Annotated in this window: 16 protein-coding genes and 1 pseudogene; 3 read left to right on the plus strand and 14 right to left on the minus strand. The window is 61.1% G+C overall.

Features of this window, described 5'->3' with window-relative positions:
- Positions 1-84: 84 nt before the first annotated feature.
- From ACX3YD_RS17840 to ubiE, 11 genes and pseudogenes are all read right to left on the minus strand, one after another.
- A complete protein-coding gene (locus ACX3YD_RS17840; protein WP_458962057.1) occupies positions 85-957 on the minus strand; it encodes a methyl-accepting chemotaxis protein in 873 nt (290 codons plus the stop codon).
- Positions 940-2,001 (minus strand): annotated as a pseudogene (locus tag ACX3YD_RS17845) (methyl-accepting chemotaxis protein); the annotation flags it as partial. The pseudogene ACX3YD_RS17845 and the gene ACX3YD_RS17840, both read right to left, overlap by 18 nt.
- A gap of 132 nt (positions 2,002-2,133) precedes the next feature.
- The gene (locus tag ACX3YD_RS17850) at positions 2,134-2,841 is read right to left on the minus strand and encodes a 16S rRNA (uracil(1498)-N(3))-methyltransferase (RefSeq protein WP_288100953.1); all 708 of its coding nucleotides are present in this window, start codon (positions 2,839-2,841) and stop codon (positions 2,134-2,136) included.
- Positions 2,838-3,632, minus strand: a complete 795-nt coding sequence (gene tatC / locus ACX3YD_RS17855) for a twin-arginine translocase subunit TatC (RefSeq protein WP_103404459.1) — start codon at positions 3,630-3,632, stop codon at positions 2,838-2,840. The genes ACX3YD_RS17850 and tatC overlap by 4 nt, the downstream gene beginning before the upstream one ends.
- Entirely contained in the window at positions 3,629-4,072 is a 444-nt protein-coding gene (tatB, locus tag ACX3YD_RS17860; protein WP_103404460.1) for a Sec-independent protein translocase protein TatB, read from the minus strand. Before tatB ends, tatC begins: the two co-directional genes overlap by 4 nt.
- A 10-nt stretch (positions 4,073-4,082) precedes the next feature.
- The gene (locus ACX3YD_RS17865) at positions 4,083-4,355 is read right to left on the minus strand and encodes a twin-arginine translocase TatA/TatE family subunit (protein WP_103404461.1); all 273 of its coding nucleotides are present in this window, start codon (positions 4,353-4,355) and stop codon (positions 4,083-4,085) included.
- A gap of 25 nt (positions 4,356-4,380) precedes the next feature.
- Complete coding sequence (locus ACX3YD_RS17870) at positions 4,381-4,713, minus strand: phosphoribosyl-ATP diphosphatase (RefSeq protein WP_027922119.1); 333 nt, start codon at positions 4,711-4,713, stop codon at positions 4,381-4,383.
- Complete coding sequence (hisI, locus tag ACX3YD_RS17875) at positions 4,706-5,107, minus strand: phosphoribosyl-AMP cyclohydrolase (RefSeq protein ID WP_103404462.1); 402 nt, start codon at positions 5,105-5,107, stop codon at positions 4,706-4,708. Before hisI ends, ACX3YD_RS17870 begins: the two co-directional genes overlap by 8 nt.
- 115 nt (positions 5,108-5,222) lie before the next feature.
- Positions 5,223-6,827: a ubiquinone biosynthesis regulatory protein kinase UbiB gene (gene ubiB, locus ACX3YD_RS17880; protein WP_103404463.1), complete on the minus strand. Its 1,605-nt coding sequence runs from the start codon at positions 6,825-6,827 to the stop codon at positions 5,223-5,225.
- Entirely contained in the window at positions 6,824-7,447 is a 624-nt protein-coding gene (locus ACX3YD_RS17885; RefSeq protein ID WP_047536431.1) for a ubiquinone biosynthesis accessory factor UbiJ, read from the minus strand. Before ACX3YD_RS17885 ends, ubiB begins: the two co-directional genes overlap by 4 nt.
- The gene (gene ubiE, locus ACX3YD_RS17890) at positions 7,447-8,217 is read right to left on the minus strand and encodes a bifunctional demethylmenaquinone methyltransferase/2-methoxy-6-polyprenyl-1,4-benzoquinol methylase UbiE (protein WP_007989286.1); all 771 of its coding nucleotides are present in this window, start codon (positions 8,215-8,217) and stop codon (positions 7,447-7,449) included. The genes ACX3YD_RS17885 and ubiE overlap by 1 nt, the downstream gene beginning before the upstream one ends.
- A 155-nt stretch (positions 8,218-8,372) precedes the next feature.
- On the opposite strand from ubiE, the gene ACX3YD_RS17895 reads away from it, so the two are divergent.
- The 3 genes from ACX3YD_RS17895 to ACX3YD_RS17905 all read left to right on the plus strand — a co-directional run bounded on the left by ACX3YD_RS17895 (position 8,373) and on the right by ACX3YD_RS17905 (position 10,186).
- Positions 8,373-8,648, plus strand: a complete 276-nt coding sequence (locus ACX3YD_RS17895; RefSeq protein ID WP_047536433.1) for a polyhydroxyalkanoic acid system family protein — start codon at positions 8,373-8,375, stop codon at positions 8,646-8,648.
- 250 nt (positions 8,649-8,898) lie between these two features.
- Positions 8,899-9,321, plus strand: a complete 423-nt coding sequence (locus tag ACX3YD_RS17900) for a phasin family protein (protein WP_047536435.1) — start codon at positions 8,899-8,901, stop codon at positions 9,319-9,321.
- Positions 9,322-9,331: 10 nt separating this feature from the next.
- A complete protein-coding gene (locus ACX3YD_RS17905) occupies positions 9,332-10,186 on the plus strand; it encodes a phasin family protein (protein WP_103404464.1) in 855 nt (284 codons plus the stop codon).
- 190 nt (positions 10,187-10,376) lie between these two features.
- Here ACX3YD_RS17905 and ACX3YD_RS17910 read toward each other — a convergent pair whose 3' ends face one another.
- The 3 genes from ACX3YD_RS17910 to phaZ all read right to left on the minus strand — a co-directional run bounded on the left by ACX3YD_RS17910 (position 10,377) and on the right by phaZ (position 13,706).
- A complete protein-coding gene (locus tag ACX3YD_RS17910) occupies positions 10,377-10,997 on the minus strand; it encodes a TetR/AcrR family transcriptional regulator (protein WP_103404465.1) in 621 nt (206 codons plus the stop codon).
- Between the two features lie 59 nt (positions 10,998-11,056).
- The gene (phaC, locus tag ACX3YD_RS17915; protein ID WP_103404466.1) at positions 11,057-12,739 is read right to left on the minus strand and encodes a class II poly(R)-hydroxyalkanoic acid synthase; all 1,683 of its coding nucleotides are present in this window, start codon (positions 12,737-12,739) and stop codon (positions 11,057-11,059) included.
- A gap of 112 nt (positions 12,740-12,851) precedes the next feature.
- Positions 12,852-13,706 (minus strand): poly(3-hydroxyalkanoate) depolymerase, encoded by an 855-nt coding sequence (gene phaZ / locus ACX3YD_RS17920; RefSeq protein WP_047536441.1) that lies wholly within the window; start codon positions 13,704-13,706, stop codon positions 12,852-12,854.
- Positions 13,707-13,851 lie beyond the last annotated feature (145 nt).

The raw sequence follows: 13,851 nt of genomic DNA on the forward strand, positions 1-13,851 counted from the left end.
GGACACCAAAAATCCACTGTGGGAGCCAGCCTGCTGGCGATTGCATCACCTCGGTTCTAAGCGAGCCGAGGCAAATGAATCACCTCAAACCCTGAACCGCCCCACCAGCATCTGCAGATGAGTCCCCAGCCGCGCCAGCTCAGCGCTGGACGCCGCCGTTTCTTCGCTCGCCGCTGACGTCTGATCCGACACATCCCTCACGTTCAGCACGCTGCGGTTGATCTCTTCCGCCACGGCGCTTTGTTGCTCGGCAGCGGCGGCAATCTGCTGGTTCATCGCCTGGATCGCCGACACGGTGCGGGTGATGCTTTCCAGTGAGCCACCGGCGCGGCGGGTCAGTTCGACGCTGCTGTCGGTCAGGCTGCGGCTGTTGTCCATGATGGTCGATACTTGTTGGGTGCCGTTTTGCAGGCCGACGATCAGCTCTTCGATCTCTTCGGTGGACTTCTGGGTGCGCTGCGCCAGGCTGCGGACTTCGTCGGCGACCACGGCAAAACCTCGTCCGGCCTCACCCGCGCGCGCCGCTTCGATCGCCGCGTTGAGCGCCAGCAGGTTGGTTTGCTGGGCTACGGATTTGATTACGTCGAGCACACTGCCGATCTTGTCGCTTTCACGCTTGAGCTCGCCCATGGCCTCGGTGGAATGACCCACTTCCAGGGCCAGGCGCTCGATCTGTGCGATCGCTTCAGCCACCACCTTGTCGCCTTCACGGGCCTGCTGGTCGGCGGCAACGGCGGCCTCGGAGGCTTCTTCGGCGTTGCGCGCGACTTCCTGCACCGTGGCGGTCATTTCATTCATGGCGGTCGCCACCTGATCGGTCTCGACCTTCTGGCTATTGACCCCGGCGCTGGTCTGCTCGGTGACGGCGGACAGCTCTTCGGCGGCGCTGGCGATTTGCGTCACGCCATCGCTGATGCCGCCGATCAGTTCGCGCAGGCCTTGGGTCATGCTCTGCATGGCGCGTTGCAACTGGCCCAATTCGTCCTGGCGTTTGGAGGTCAGGTTGTGAGTCAGGTCGCCGGCAGCGATGCGCTCGGCCACTTTGAGGGTCTGACCCAGCGGGATCACGATCTGCCGGGTGATCGACCACGCGGCAAACAGGCCAAAGGCGAGCGCCAGGGCGGTGGCCAACAGCAACGTGTTCTTGGCGTGGGCGACATCGGTGTCACGCACGATCGTTTGCGAAATCGTGAGCTTCTTGCTGACGTCGATCAGGATCTGACCTTGCGCCGCCATGCGTTGGAGCGCGTCGACGCTGGCGACCTGGGCATCACGGAACTGGCTGACCGCCGCGCGGTAGGCTTTGAGGGATTCGGCGGCCTGCTGCAGATTGGCGGTGTGTTGTTCCGGCAGTGTGGATGGCAGGTTTTCGAGGTACTTCAGCGTGTTGTCAATGGCATCCAGTGCGGGCTGCTCGGCCTCGGTCTTGCCGCTGTAGGTGTAGCCGCGAACCTGGAAGCGTGCTTGCTGAAGCAGTTTGCTCAGGTTGATCACGCTGTTGAAGGCGCTGAGGCTGTCGCCCTGCAGCATCGATTTTTCCACTTCGGCCACGCGAGCCGCCGCGTTGTCTGCCGTGGCGCCGAGTTTGCTGCGGGCGTCTTCACGACTGGTACCGGCCTGGATCATGGCGGCGAAGGCTTGCTTGTACTGGCCGACGGCGGCCAGTTGCTGTTCGATCATGGCCGCGTCGGCAGGCTGATCGATCATCTTGCGGGCGGATTGCAGGCTGGTGTCGAGCTTGACCAACTGCTCGTTGACGGCGCCCGTGCCTTGTTCGCCATGCTGCATTTCATAGTTAAGGCGCGCAACGCGCAGGTCTTTGGTCAGGTCGTTGATTTCGGAAATGAATGCCAGCTTATCGCCGCGGCTCGTCACGTCGCTCAGGCCGGTCCAGCCGGTGACAGTGGTCAGCAGCGTCAGCATCAAGACAAGACCGAAGCCAATGCCCAATTTGCGATTAACGCCTACGTTTCCCAGCTTATCGGCCAACCATGGGTACATGCTGCAACTCCCTCAAACAACATATTGATTTTGAGGGTATATCGGCGGGCGAGCCGGGTTCTGTAGGCGTCGCCAGACGGGTGGCAGATGAAAGGCCTGTGGGCGAGCCTGCTCAGGGGGGAAGTGTCTGGTTTAGAAGAGTCGTGCCAGCAGGGCGGTGACGGCGGTCTCAACCCGCAGGATGCGCTCGCCCAATTGCACCGGCTGCAAACCGGCTTTGCCGAACAAGTCGATTTCGTAAGGAATCCAGCCACCCTCCGGACCGATGGCCAGGGTCACCGGTTCGCTCAGCGCGCGCGGGCAGGGCGGGTAATTGCCCGGATGGCCGACGAGGCCAAGGGTGCCTTCGACGATGGCCGGCAGGCGATCTTCGACGAACGGCTTGAAGCGTTTCTCGATGACGACTTGCGGCAGCACGCTGTCCCGGGCCTGTTCGAGGCCGAGGATCAACTGCTCGCGAATCGCTTCAGGCTCCAGGAACGGGGTCTGCCAGAAGCTCTTCTCGACGCGATAGCTGTTGACCAGCACGATTCGTGGCACACCCATGGCTGCCACGGTCTGGAACACCCTGCGCAGCATCTTGGGCCGTGGCAGGGCCAGCACCAGGGTCAATGGCAGCTTGGCCGGCGGTGGCTGGTCGAGGGTGACGCGCAATTCCGCTTCATCGGCATCCAGGCGCAGCACCTCGGCCGAACCCATCAGCCCGTCGATACGCCCGACACGCATGCTGTCGCCGACTTCGCAGCGGTGGACTTCCTGCATGTGGGTCAACCGGCGATCACGCAAGATCACCCGGTCGGCCGCGATGAAGTCGGCCGATTCAAGGAGCAGGAGGTTCACGCTTGGGTCGCTGGCGGCTGGTCGTTGTGATCGTCAGCCGGCTGATCGTCCGGATGTTCGCCGCGCTTGCTGACCAGGCTGCCAAACAGGATGCCGATCTCGAACAGCAGCCACATCGGTACGGCCAGCAGGGTCTGCGAGAAGATGTCCGGCGGCGTCAGGATCATGCCGACCACGAAGCAGCCGATGATCACGTACGGGCGGATTTTCTTCAGGTATTTGACGTCGACCACGCCGATCCAGACCAGCAGCACCACGGCCACCGGAATCTCGAACGCGACACCGAAGGCGAAGAACAGCGTCATGACGAAGTCGAGGTAGCTGGTGATGTCGGTCATCATTTCCACGCCGGCCGGCGTGGCGGCGGCGAAGAATTTGAAGATCAGCGGGAACACCAGGTAATAGGCGAACGCCATGCCGGTGTAGAACAGCATGATGCTGGAGATCAGCAAGGGCACGGCGATGCGCTTCTCGTGCTTGTACAGGCCCGGCGCGATGAAGCCCCATATCTGGTGCAGGATCACCGGGATCGCCAGGAACAGTGACACCATCATCGTCAGTTTCAGCGGCGTCAGGAACGGCGACGACACATCGGTGGCGATCATCGTCGCGCCTGCTGGCAAATAGGCGCGCAGCGGCGTCGAGACGAAGGTATAGATCTGCTGGGTGAAGGCGAACAACCCGGCGAAGATGATGAAGATCGCCGCTACGCAGCGCAGCAGGCGGGTACGCAACTCGGTGAGGTGCGAAACCAGCGGCATGTGCTGGTCGTTTTCAGGAAGATCGCTCATGGGGCTCGCGGCGGCAGTGTGGGGTCATGAGGAGCCGGCGCGACAGGCGCGGCGGCTGGAGCAGCGGGTTCAACCGCAGGTGCCGCCACAACGGGCGCCGCTTCGGTTGTCGCGACAACGGGCGTTGGCGTGGGTGCCGAGGGTGTGTGGATCGACTGCTCGCCCACATGCTCCACCGGCGTTGGCTCCTGCTGGGTCGGCGTGAAGATCTTCCGCGCCTCCTGCTCAAGCGACAGGATATGCTCGTTGTGCAGTTGCCGACGAATTTCGTCGGCACCGATTTCACGTTCAACTTCCTGTTTGATCGCGTTGAAGCTGCGCTTCAGGCGCCCGACCCACAGGCCAGCGGTGCGCGCAGCGCCCGGCAGACGCTCGGGGCCCAGCACCAGCAGGGCGACGAGGCCGACGAGCAGCAGTTCAGAGAAGCTGATACCAAACATTAGTCAGTGCTCACACGTCTTTGCGGATCGGCTCTTCGACTTTTTGCGCCTGCACGTCGATGGTGTGCGGCTGGTTGACAGAGGCCTGTGGTTGAGCGGGCGGAACAGGTTGGGCCGGCGTCGCGGTCGGATCGGCCGGTTTTTCGTCGTCGTTCATGGCTTTGCGGAAGCCTTTGATCGATTCGCCGACGTCGGTGCCGAGGTTTTTCAGTTTCTTGGTGCCGAACACCAGTACCACGACAACCAGGATGACGATCCAGTGTTTCCAGTCAAAAATGCCCATGCTGCTGCTCCTCTCTAATCGTTATTCAGGCGGACGGGCGCGAGGCTTTCTCGGCGTGTCCGGACAGACCGAAGCGACGGTCCAGTTCATCGAGTACAGCCTGTGGATGCTGCCCCAATTGGGCGAGCATGACCATGCTGTGGAACCACAAATCGGCGGTTTCATAGATCACATCGCTGCAGTCGCCGCTGATGGCGGCATCCTTGGCGGCAATGATGGTTTCGACCGACTCTTCGCCGACTTTTTCCAGAATCTTGTTCAAGCCCTTGTGGTACAGACTGGCGACATACGAGCTATCGGCGGCGGCGCCTTTGCGCTCTTCCAGCACAGCGGCCAGACGGGTCAGAGTGTCACTCATGTTTGTGTCCTGCGGAATAGATGGCATTGGGATCTTTCAGGACCGGGTCGACGGTTGTCCAGTCGCCGTTCTCGAAGACGCGATAGAAGCAGCTCTGGCGGCCGGTATGGCAGGCAATGTCGCCGATCTGTTCGACCATCAGGATGATCACGTCGGCGTCGCAGTCCAGACGCATTTCGTGCAGCGTCTGCACGTGGCCGGACTCTTCGCCCTTGCGCCACAGCTTGCCACGGGAGCGCGACCAGTAAATGGCGCGGTTCTCGGCGGCGGTCAACGCCAGTGCTTCACGGTTCATCCAGGCCATCATCAGGACGCGCCCGGTCTTGTGATCCTGCGCAATCGCCGGCACCAGGCCATCAGCGTCCCATTTGATCTCGTCCAGCCAGTTTTTCATGTTCCGTCCCGGAGCAGCGGCGAGCTTTAAGCTGCAAGCTGCAAGTAAAAAACAATCTGCGTCGTGCTAACGAATCGCTTGAAGCTTGAAGCTTATCGCTTGCAGCTCAATCCGGCTATCGACGAACGACCAGATACAAGCCGACGGCCATCATGATGCCGGCCGGCCAATACGCCAACTGGTTCAACGGCCCACCGGCGGCGAGAAGGGCGCCACCGGCCAGGTGCGCGGTACCGAGCAGGCGCAGGAACCAGTCGTCCCGGCGCCGGTGCCACGGTGGTGGCGGGTCGTTGGCGTGGGGCTGGGACATGCGTTCAAGCAGGTCGCGGGCCATGTTGGCCAGGTGCGGGATCTGCTCGAACTGGCTCTGTACATTGCCGAGCAAGGCTTTGGGGCTGACCCGCTCGCGCATCCAGCGCTCCAGGAACGGCTGGGCGGTGTTCCACAGGTCGAGGTCCGGATACAGCTGACGGCCCAGGCCTTCGATGTTCAGCAGGGTTTTTTGCAGCAGTACGAGTTGCGGCTGCACTTCCATGTTGAAGCGCCGTGCGGTCTGGAACAGGCGCATCAGCACCTGGCCGAATGAAATATCTTTTAACGGTTTTTCGAAAATCGGCTCGCACACGGTACGGATCGCCGCTTCGAATTCGTTGAGCTTGGTTTCCGCCGGCACCCAACCCGAATCGATGTGCAATTGCGCCACGCGACGGTAATCACGCTTGAAGAACGCGAACAGGTTGCGGGCCAGGTAATCCTGGTCTTGCGGGGTCAGGCTGCCGACGATGCCGCAGTCGATCGCAATGTACTGCGGACTCCATGGGTTCACGGTGCTGACGAAGATGTTGCCGGGGTGCATGTCGGCGTGGAAGAAGCTGTCGCGGAACACCTGGGTGAAGAAAATCTCCACGCCGCGTTCGGCCAGCATCTTCATGTCGGTGCGCTGGTCGGCCAGGGTCGCCAGATCGGTGACCTGGATGCCATAGATGCGCTCCATCACCAGCACTTTCGGCCGGCACCAGTCCCAATAGACCTGCGGCACGTACAGCAACGGCGAACCGTCGAAGTTGCGCTTCAGCTGGCTGGCGTTGGCGGCTTCGCGCAGCAGGTCGAGTTCGTCGTAGATGGTTTTTTCGTAGTCGCTGACCACGTCCACCGGGTGCAGCAGGCGTGCGTCGGCCGAGAGTTTTTCGGCGGCGCGGGCGAGGATGAACAGCCACGCCAGATCCTGGGCGATCACCGGTTTCAGCCCTGGACGAATCACTTTGACCACGACTTCTTCGCCGGTTTTCAGTTGCGCGGCGTGCACCTGCGCCACTGAGGCCGAGGCCAGCGGTTCGACGTCGAAACGGCTGAAGACTTCGCTGATTTTCTTGCCCAGCTGCTCTTCGATCAGCTTGACCGACAGCTGCGAATCGAACGGCGGGACGCGGTCCTGCAGCTTCATCAGCTCATCGGCGATGTCTTCGGGCAGCAAGTCGCGGCGGGTGGACAGGATCTGTCCGAACTTGATGAAAATCGGCCCCAGGTCCTGCATCGCCAGGCGCAGTCGCGCGCCCCGGCTCAGGTCCAGCGTCTTGCGCGGAAACCAGCGCCACGGCAGGGCGTAGCGCAGCGCCCGCAGGAACCAGGGCAGTGGCAGGGCGAACAGCAGGTCATCGAGGCGGTAGCGGATCACGACGCGCTGGATGCGCAACAAACGGCGGACGGCAAGCAGCTTCATGCGTTATCGCTTGGGTCGAGGGATCGGGAAAGGCGCTCGAAACGCGCCTCGAGACGTTCCAGATCGAGCTTGATCTGGTCCAGTTCACTGAATCGGGCTTCGGCTTCGCGCTGACCGACGAGGGTGCGCGATTCTTCGGCCAGGTATTCGCCAAGGTTCTGGCCCAGGCTGGCGAACCCTTGCTGATACCAGCGGGCGCGGCTGCGCAGGTGACCACCGACCAGTTGTGTGGCGACAGGGCCGAGCCAGCGTGAGAGTTCGTACTCCCAGTCCAGCTCCAGGTCCTGAAGGATGGCCGCCAGCTCCAGCAGCACGCCGCTGTCACCCTCCAGCTCGACCTCGGGCCCATGCAGCACCGACGTCTTGTCCTTGCTCATCGCCAGTTTCAGCAGGCTCGAGGCCGGGGCCCGCAAGGTGCAGTCGGCACCGGTTTCCCACTGGGAAGCCAGCATCAGGCCTTCGTCGCTGGGCAGGATGAACACTTGAAACGCCGGGCTGCGGCAATCGACGGCAATCACCCTGCCGCTCAAATGCGCCAGCCGCGGCAGCGCCGTGCTGTCGAGGCGCAGCACCCGGTTCAGACCGAGTTCAACGCTGGCGAGCAGGCCGGCGAGCAGCATCAGGGCTTGATGCCGCGGTGCAGGGCGACGATGCCCGCGGTCATGTTGTGATAGGTCACGCGGTCGAAACCGGCCTCGACCATCATCGACTTCAGGGTTTCCTGATTCGGGTGCATGCGGATCGATTCGGCCAGGTAGCGATAGCTTTCCGAATCGTTGGTGATCAGCTTGCCCATCAGCGGCATGAAGGCGAACGAGTAGGCGTCGTAGGCTTTGGACATCAGCGCGTTGGTCGGCTTGGAGAACTCCAGCACCAGCAGGCGGCCGCCTGGCTTGAGTACGCGGAGCATCGAGCGCAGGGCGTCTTCCTTGTGCGTGACGTTGCGCAGGCCGAAGGCGATGGTCACGCAGTCGAAGTGGTTGTCCGGGAACGGCAGTTTTTCCGCGTCGGCCTGGACGAATTCGACGTTGCCGGCCACACCGAGGTCCAGCAGGCGGTCACGACCGACCTTGAGCATGGACTCATTGATGTCGGCCAACACGACCTGGCCGGTCGGGCCGACGAGGTGCGAGAACTTGCGGGTCAGGTCGCCGGTACCGCCGGCGATGTCCAGCACGCGATTGCCTGTGCGTACACCCGACAATTCGATCGCAAAACGCTTCCACAGGCGGTGCATGCCGCCCGACAGGAGGTCGTTCATCAAGTCGTACTTGGCGGCTACCGAATGGAAAACCTCAGCGACTTTTTCCGCTTTCTGGCTTTCCGGAACGTTTTTGAAGCCGAAGTGAGTGGTGGGTTCGGCATCGCTGCCTTTGCGCTGATCAGTCATATCGCTGTCACCAAAATAGAATGCGCGACATTCTAATCCCCAAGGGATGCTTTGTCTTGGCAAGGCTGAAGGTAAGATGGATCACCCTCGGGACGTTTTGCCGCATCAGTGGTCAAGATTCACCGAACAAGCATTCATAAAGCAGGAGTCATTCGATGGCCCATATTAGTGTTGAGCGTGCCCACGGCCTGGGTAAGGAAGCGGCTCGCGAGAAGGCCAACAAGCTGGCGCAGAAACTGTCCGATCAATATGGCCTGGAGCCGCAGTGGTCTGGCGACACCTTGAACCTCAAGCGCTCGGGTGTGAAAGGCGCGGTGCATGTCAGTGACGATTCGATCAAGGTCGATGTGGAACTGGGCCTGATGATGTCGGCCATGAGCGGCATGATCAAATCGGAAATCGAAAAGGCGCTGGATAAAGCTTTGGCCTGATCAGGTGCTTTCCATGAAATGAAGTCTCTGTGGGAGCGGGCTTGCCCGCGATGAGGCCGGCACATCCAGCATCTTTATTGGATGACCCACCGCCATCGCGGGCAAGCCCGCTCCCACAGGTTTCGTGTTTGCTCTGCTTGCTGTTTATGTCAGTTGTTAGGGTGCCGTTTCTAATTTTTCTCCCTACTTTGTGCCAGAGCCCGACACTTTCACGGGCAGTTCCTCAAACCTTTTGCGCGTGAGGTGCACCATGGCCAAAGTTATTTTGAAGAAAAAAATCGACGCATCGACCACCGCCCTGAGCGACGTCAAATCCTATGCCCGCAAGATCTGGCTGGCAGGCCTGGGTGCCTACACCAAGGTTGGCCAAGAGGGCAGCGACTACTTTCAAGAGTTGATCAAGGCTGGTCAAACTGTTGAAAAGAAAGGCAAAAAAGCGGTCACTGAAAAGCTTGAAGCGGCGAATGCCGAGATCGATGAAGCAAAAGGCGAAGTGCGCACTTTCAAAGGCAAGGTCGAAGTTCAACTCGACAAAGTGGAGAAGGCGTTCGACACGCGTGTCGCAAGTGCCTTGAATCGTATCGGCATTCCGTCTAAACATGACGTTGAGACACTCTCTGCCAAGCTCGATGAGCTGACGGCATTGCTCGAACGCGTCGCGCGTAAATCTTAAGGAGAACGGGATGGCTGGCAAAAAGAATACTGAAAAAGAAGGCAGCTCGTGGATCGGGAAAGTCGAAGACTACTCCCGAAAAATCTGGCTGGCGGGTTTAGGCGTGTACTCGAAGATCGACACTGACGGCAGCAAACTCTTCGATGCATTGGTTAAGGACGGCGAAAAAGCCGAGAAGTTGACCAAGAGCGCGGTTGGCAAAACTGTCGACGCCGCCAAGGACTCCGCTTCTTCGGCCAAGTCGCGCATCAGCGGCGTGAAAGATCGTGCACTGGGCAAGTGGGACGAGCTGGAAGGCGCTTTCGACAAGCGTCTGAACAGCGCTATTTCGCGCCTGGGCGTACCGAGCCGCAACGAAGTCAAGGCACTGCACAGCAAGGTCGATACCCTGACCAAGCAGATCGAAAAGCTCACCGGTGCCAAGGTTGCGCCTGTCGCGGCGAAAACCGCGGCCGCCAAACCAGCGGCTAAACCAGCCGCCAAAACCGCTGCCAAGCCACTGGCTAAAGCGGCGGCTAAACCTGCTGCCAAGCCAGCGGCGAAAACGGCCGCTGCCAAACCCGCTGCAGCCAAACCAGCGGCTAAACCGGTTGCCGCAAAAGCCGCCGCTAAACCTGCTGCCAAGCCTGCCGCCGCCAAGCCTGCAGCGAAAACCGCAGCGGCCAAACCAGCAGCAAAACCTGCCGCTGCGAAGAAGCCAGCGGTGAAAAAACCGGCCGCTCCAAAAGCTGCCGCACCAAAACCAGCAGTGGCTGCCGCAACGCCGGCAGCACCGGTCAGTTCGTCGAACTCCGCGACCGCGCCGACCCCTGCTGTAACCCCGACTGCCGCGCCGGCACCTTCGACGCCAACCAGTCAGTCCTGATTTTTTCAGGGCTCAAGAAAACGCCCGGCCTGCCAAGGTCGGGCGTTTTTTTTGCAGCATTTTGAAAGCACCACAAACCTGATGTGGGAGAGCCCTGCTCGCGATGAGGCCATCGCATTCAAAAACATTGCCTACTGACACACCGCCATCGCGAGCAGGCTCGCTCCCACAGGGATAGGTGTGATCAGCATTAATCGTGCTCTTCCAGGTACTGCATCGCGAGTCGCTCCGTCGCCACCTTGATCGGCGGCAGCAGATGAGGCGCCACCAGCATCATGATCTGGTAGACCACCAATCGCACTTCACCTTCGCGATCGAGAATCCGTTGATAGTCCAGCGAGAACAGCAGCGTCATGGTGATCTGCTCCACCAGTTGCCCCAGCGCCTGGGTGTCGCTGACCAATTGCCCCTGGGCTTTCAATCGCGCCAGTAACGACGCCAGCGTGCGCTTGAGTGCATTGAGCAGGTTACGGATGCCCTTGGCCAGCTTCGGCAGGCGGCCGGCCAGGTTCGACAGGTCCTGGAACAGAAACCGGTAGTGGGCCAGGCGTTCGACGATCAGGTGCAGGAACAGCCAGTAATCTTCCGGTGCCAGTTCAACGTCCGATGGCGGGTCGAGCAGCGGGGCCAGCTCATTCTGGAAGCGTTCGAACAACCCGAGAATCAGCGGCTCCTTGCCGTGGAAGTGGTAGTAGAGGTTGCCGGGGCTGATGCCCATTTCGTTGGCAACTTCCATGGTGGAGACGTTTGGTTCGCCCTTCTGATTGAACAACTGCAGGGCACATTCGAGGATGCGGTCGCGGGTTTTCATCCAGTCTTCTTATTGATCGGGTGATGCCACGGCCGGTCGCGGCCGTGGGTCGTTGAGTGTCAGCGCACGCGCACGTAAGTACCGGGCGCCGCCTCCATGGGTGGATAGTTCTGGTTGCCGAGGGCCATCTGGGTTTCCTTTAGCGCCCCCGAACGTTCCTGAATCCAGCTCAGCCACGGGGTCCACCAGCTGCCATCGACGTGCTTGGCATCGTAGTACCAGGCCCGTGGGTCACTGCTCAGTTTGCCGTTCTCGACGTAGTTGGCTTTCGGGTTGTTCGGCGGGTTGAGAATGCTCTGCACGTGTCCGCTGTTGGACAGCACGAAGCGGCGATCACCCCCGAGCAGCAGCGTCGAGCGATACACCGCGTCCCACGGTGTGATGTGGTCATTGATACCGGCCACGCTGAAGCTGTCGACGGTGACCTTCTGCAAGTCGATCGGCGTGCCACACACTTCCAGGCCGCCCGGGTGGGTGAGCGGGTTGTGCTTGAAAAAATCCAGCAGGTCGCCATGCAGGGCCGCCGGCAAGCGCGTGTTGTCGTTGTTCCAGTAGAGGATGTCGAACGCCGGGGGTTCTTTGCCCAACAGGTAGTTGTTGACGAAATAGCTCCAGATCAAGTCGTTGGGGCGCATCCAGGCGAACACCTTGGCCATGTCGCGACCGTCGAGCACGCCTTTCTGGTAGGAACGACGCTTGGCGGCTTCCAGGGTCTGTTCGTCGGCGAAGAGGGTCGCTGGCGAATCCAGCTGACTGTCGAGCAGGCTCACCAGATACGTCGCGCTGGAGACCCGGCGCAGTTGCCGTTTGGCTTGCAAGTGACCTTGCAACGCAGCAATGGTCAGCCCGCCGGCGCAGGCGCCCATCAGGTTGACCTCGCGGGCACCGGTGATCGCCCGGCACACATTCATGGCTTCCTCAACCGCCTCGACGTAGGTCGACAGGCCCCATTCGCGGTGACGCACATCCGGGTTGCGCCAGCTGATCACGAAGGTTTGCAGGCTGTTCTTGAGGGCGAACTGGACAAAGCTGTTGTGCGGGCTCAGGTCGAAAATGTAGTACTTGTTGATTTGCGGCGGAACCACCAGCAGCGGCTTGGAATACTGCTTTTCGCTCATCGGCTTGTACTGGATCAGTTCCAGCAACTCGTTGCGAAACACCACGGCGCCGGTGGTGGTGGCGACAGTCTTGCCGACTTCGAAAGCCTGTTTGGTGACTTGCCGGGGCAGGCCGTCGTTGTGCAGCAAGTCATCCACCAGGTGACCGATCCCGCGCACCAGGCTGTTGCCGCCGGAGTTGAAGAGTTCCTTGATTGCCAGTGGATTGAGCAGGCTGTTGGACGGTGACACGGCATCGTTGAGCAGGGCGAAGGCGAAATGCGCGCGGGCACGATCGTCCGGGGTCATGTTGCTCTCGTCGATCCAGCTCTTGACCTGCTTTTGCCAGGCCAGGTAGGCCTGCAAGCTGCGACGGTAAAACGGGTTGAGGCTCCAGGCCGGGTCGGCGAAACGGCTGTCCTGTGGATTGGTCGGGTGCAGGGTCTCACCGAGCAGCACACGGCCCAGCTGCCCGCCCAGTTTCAGGGCGTGCCGGGCGCTGTGCACCGGGTTGCGCAGGCCATGGGCGGCAACGCTGCGCAGGGTCGAAATCAGATCCCGGCCGCGCAGGCCGGTAATCGCACTCTGTGCGTTGATGAACGCGGCGGGAGTGGGCAAAGTGTCCCGCGCTGGTTTGTCACGCATGAGTCAACACTCCTTCGTCTTCAGGCCAAAAACACACAACCGAACCTGAACACCATAGACGCTGTTTCGGGTTGTTGCGCGGCGCGGCGTCCTGCCGCCCGTCAATGAGCCGCTAACCGCCCAATGGCGCCGGGTGCGGATGCATCACGGCGCGTTGTCGTTCTTCTTCGAGGAATTTCATGATGATCGGCGCCACCGCTTCGGCTCGCGTGATCAAAAACAGATGGCCGTCATCGATGATGTGCAGCTGGGCATTGGGAATCCGCCAGGCCAGCAAGCGCATGTTGATCAGCGGGATCAACGGATCGTCATCGCCCGCCAGTACCAGGGTCGGCTGATGGATCTTGTGCAGCCAGTGGATGCTGGTCCAGCCGAGGCCGGCAAACAGTTGCCAGTAGTAACCGAGCTTGCCTGCCGAACGCACTTTTGCCGCGTGGCTCGCGGCCAGTGTCGGGTCGCGGCGAAATGAGCCGCCGTAGATCATCGGCGCAATGCGAATCACGTGCGACGGCTGGATGTAGCGCCTCGGACTGGCCATCATCCACAGCACTTTCGGCTTGCCCGGCACCATCACCGCGCCGGCCGCAGTGGCGGCCAGCACCAGTTTCTTGCAGCGCTCCGGATAGTCGTAGGCGAACTGCTGGGCAAGGGCGCCGCCCCAGGACACGCCGATGACGTTGACCTGCCCGTAGTCGAGGTAGTCGAGCATGCGTGCCGTCAGTTTGGCCAGGCCCGGAAAGCGATACGGTCGATTCGGCGTCGAAGAGCCACCGACACCGGGCACGTCGAAAGCGATGACTTCCAGGTCCGGGTCCAATGCCGCGACGAACGGGAACACCAGCTCCAGGTTGGCGCCGATGCCGTTGAAAATCAGCAAGGGCGTCAAGTGAGGCTTGCCGGGGCGTACCGCCGTGCGGAGGGTCTGGCCATCCAGGTCGACGGTACGAAATATGAACGGTTGCGGCATGCTTCTGGCCCTGTTTATGAATTCATCCCCGCCCCCCTGCAGGAGCGAGCCTGCTCGCGAAGAATGTCCGGGCAACGCGGTCGTTCAGGTGCCCCGCGTCATCGTTAACGTCCGTCGCGAGCGAGCTTGCTCCTACAGGGGAGCG

The sequence above is a fragment of the Pseudomonas fluorescens group sp. PF-1 genome, from assembly GCF_054481335.1.

What these genes read in the sequence shown, in the direction of transcription:
- ACX3YD_RS17900 (WP_047536435.1), top strand. Translation starts at nt 8,899, where the DNA reads ATGGCCAAAGTTATTTTGAAGAAAAAAATCGACGCATCGACCACCGCC.
- phaZ (WP_047536441.1), bottom strand. Translation starts at nt 13,706, where the DNA reads ATGCCGCAACCGTTCATATTTCGTACCGTCGACCTGGATGGCCAGACC.
- ACX3YD_RS17870 (WP_027922119.1), bottom strand. Translation starts at nt 4,713, where the DNA reads ATGAGTGACACTCTGACCCGTCTGGCCGCTGTGCTGGAAGAGCGCAAA.
- tatB (WP_103404460.1), bottom strand. Translation starts at nt 4,072, where the DNA reads ATGTTTGGTATCAGCTTCTCTGAACTGCTGCTCGTCGGCCTCGTCGCC.
- hisI (WP_103404462.1), bottom strand. Translation starts at nt 5,107, where the DNA reads ATGAAAAACTGGCTGGACGAGATCAAATGGGACGCTGATGGCCTGGTG.
- phaC (WP_103404466.1), bottom strand. Translation starts at nt 12,739, where the DNA reads ATGCGTGACAAACCAGCGCGGGACACTTTGCCCACTCCCGCCGCGTTC.
- ubiB (WP_103404463.1), bottom strand. Translation starts at nt 6,827, where the DNA reads ATGAAGCTGCTTGCCGTCCGCCGTTTGTTGCGCATCCAGCGCGTCGTG.
- ACX3YD_RS17840 (WP_458962057.1), bottom strand. Translation starts at nt 957, where the DNA reads ATGCAGAGCATGACCCAAGGCCTGCGCGAACTGATCGGCGGCATCAGC.
- ACX3YD_RS17905 (WP_103404464.1), top strand. Translation starts at nt 9,332, where the DNA reads ATGGCTGGCAAAAAGAATACTGAAAAAGAAGGCAGCTCGTGGATCGGG.
- ACX3YD_RS17910 (WP_103404465.1), bottom strand. Translation starts at nt 10,997, where the DNA reads ATGAAAACCCGCGACCGCATCCTCGAATGTGCCCTGCAGTTGTTCAAT.
- ACX3YD_RS17895 (WP_047536433.1), top strand. Translation starts at nt 8,373, where the DNA reads ATGGCCCATATTAGTGTTGAGCGTGCCCACGGCCTGGGTAAGGAAGCG.
- ACX3YD_RS17885 (WP_047536431.1), bottom strand. Translation starts at nt 7,447, where the DNA reads ATGCTGCTCGCCGGCCTGCTCGCCAGCGTTGAACTCGGTCTGAACCGG.
- ubiE (WP_007989286.1), bottom strand. Translation starts at nt 8,217, where the DNA reads ATGACTGATCAGCGCAAAGGCAGCGATGCCGAACCCACCACTCACTTC.
- tatC (WP_103404459.1), bottom strand. Translation starts at nt 3,632, where the DNA reads ATGAGCGATCTTCCTGAAAACGACCAGCACATGCCGCTGGTTTCGCAC.
- ACX3YD_RS17865 (WP_103404461.1), bottom strand. Translation starts at nt 4,355, where the DNA reads ATGGGCATTTTTGACTGGAAACACTGGATCGTCATCCTGGTTGTCGTG.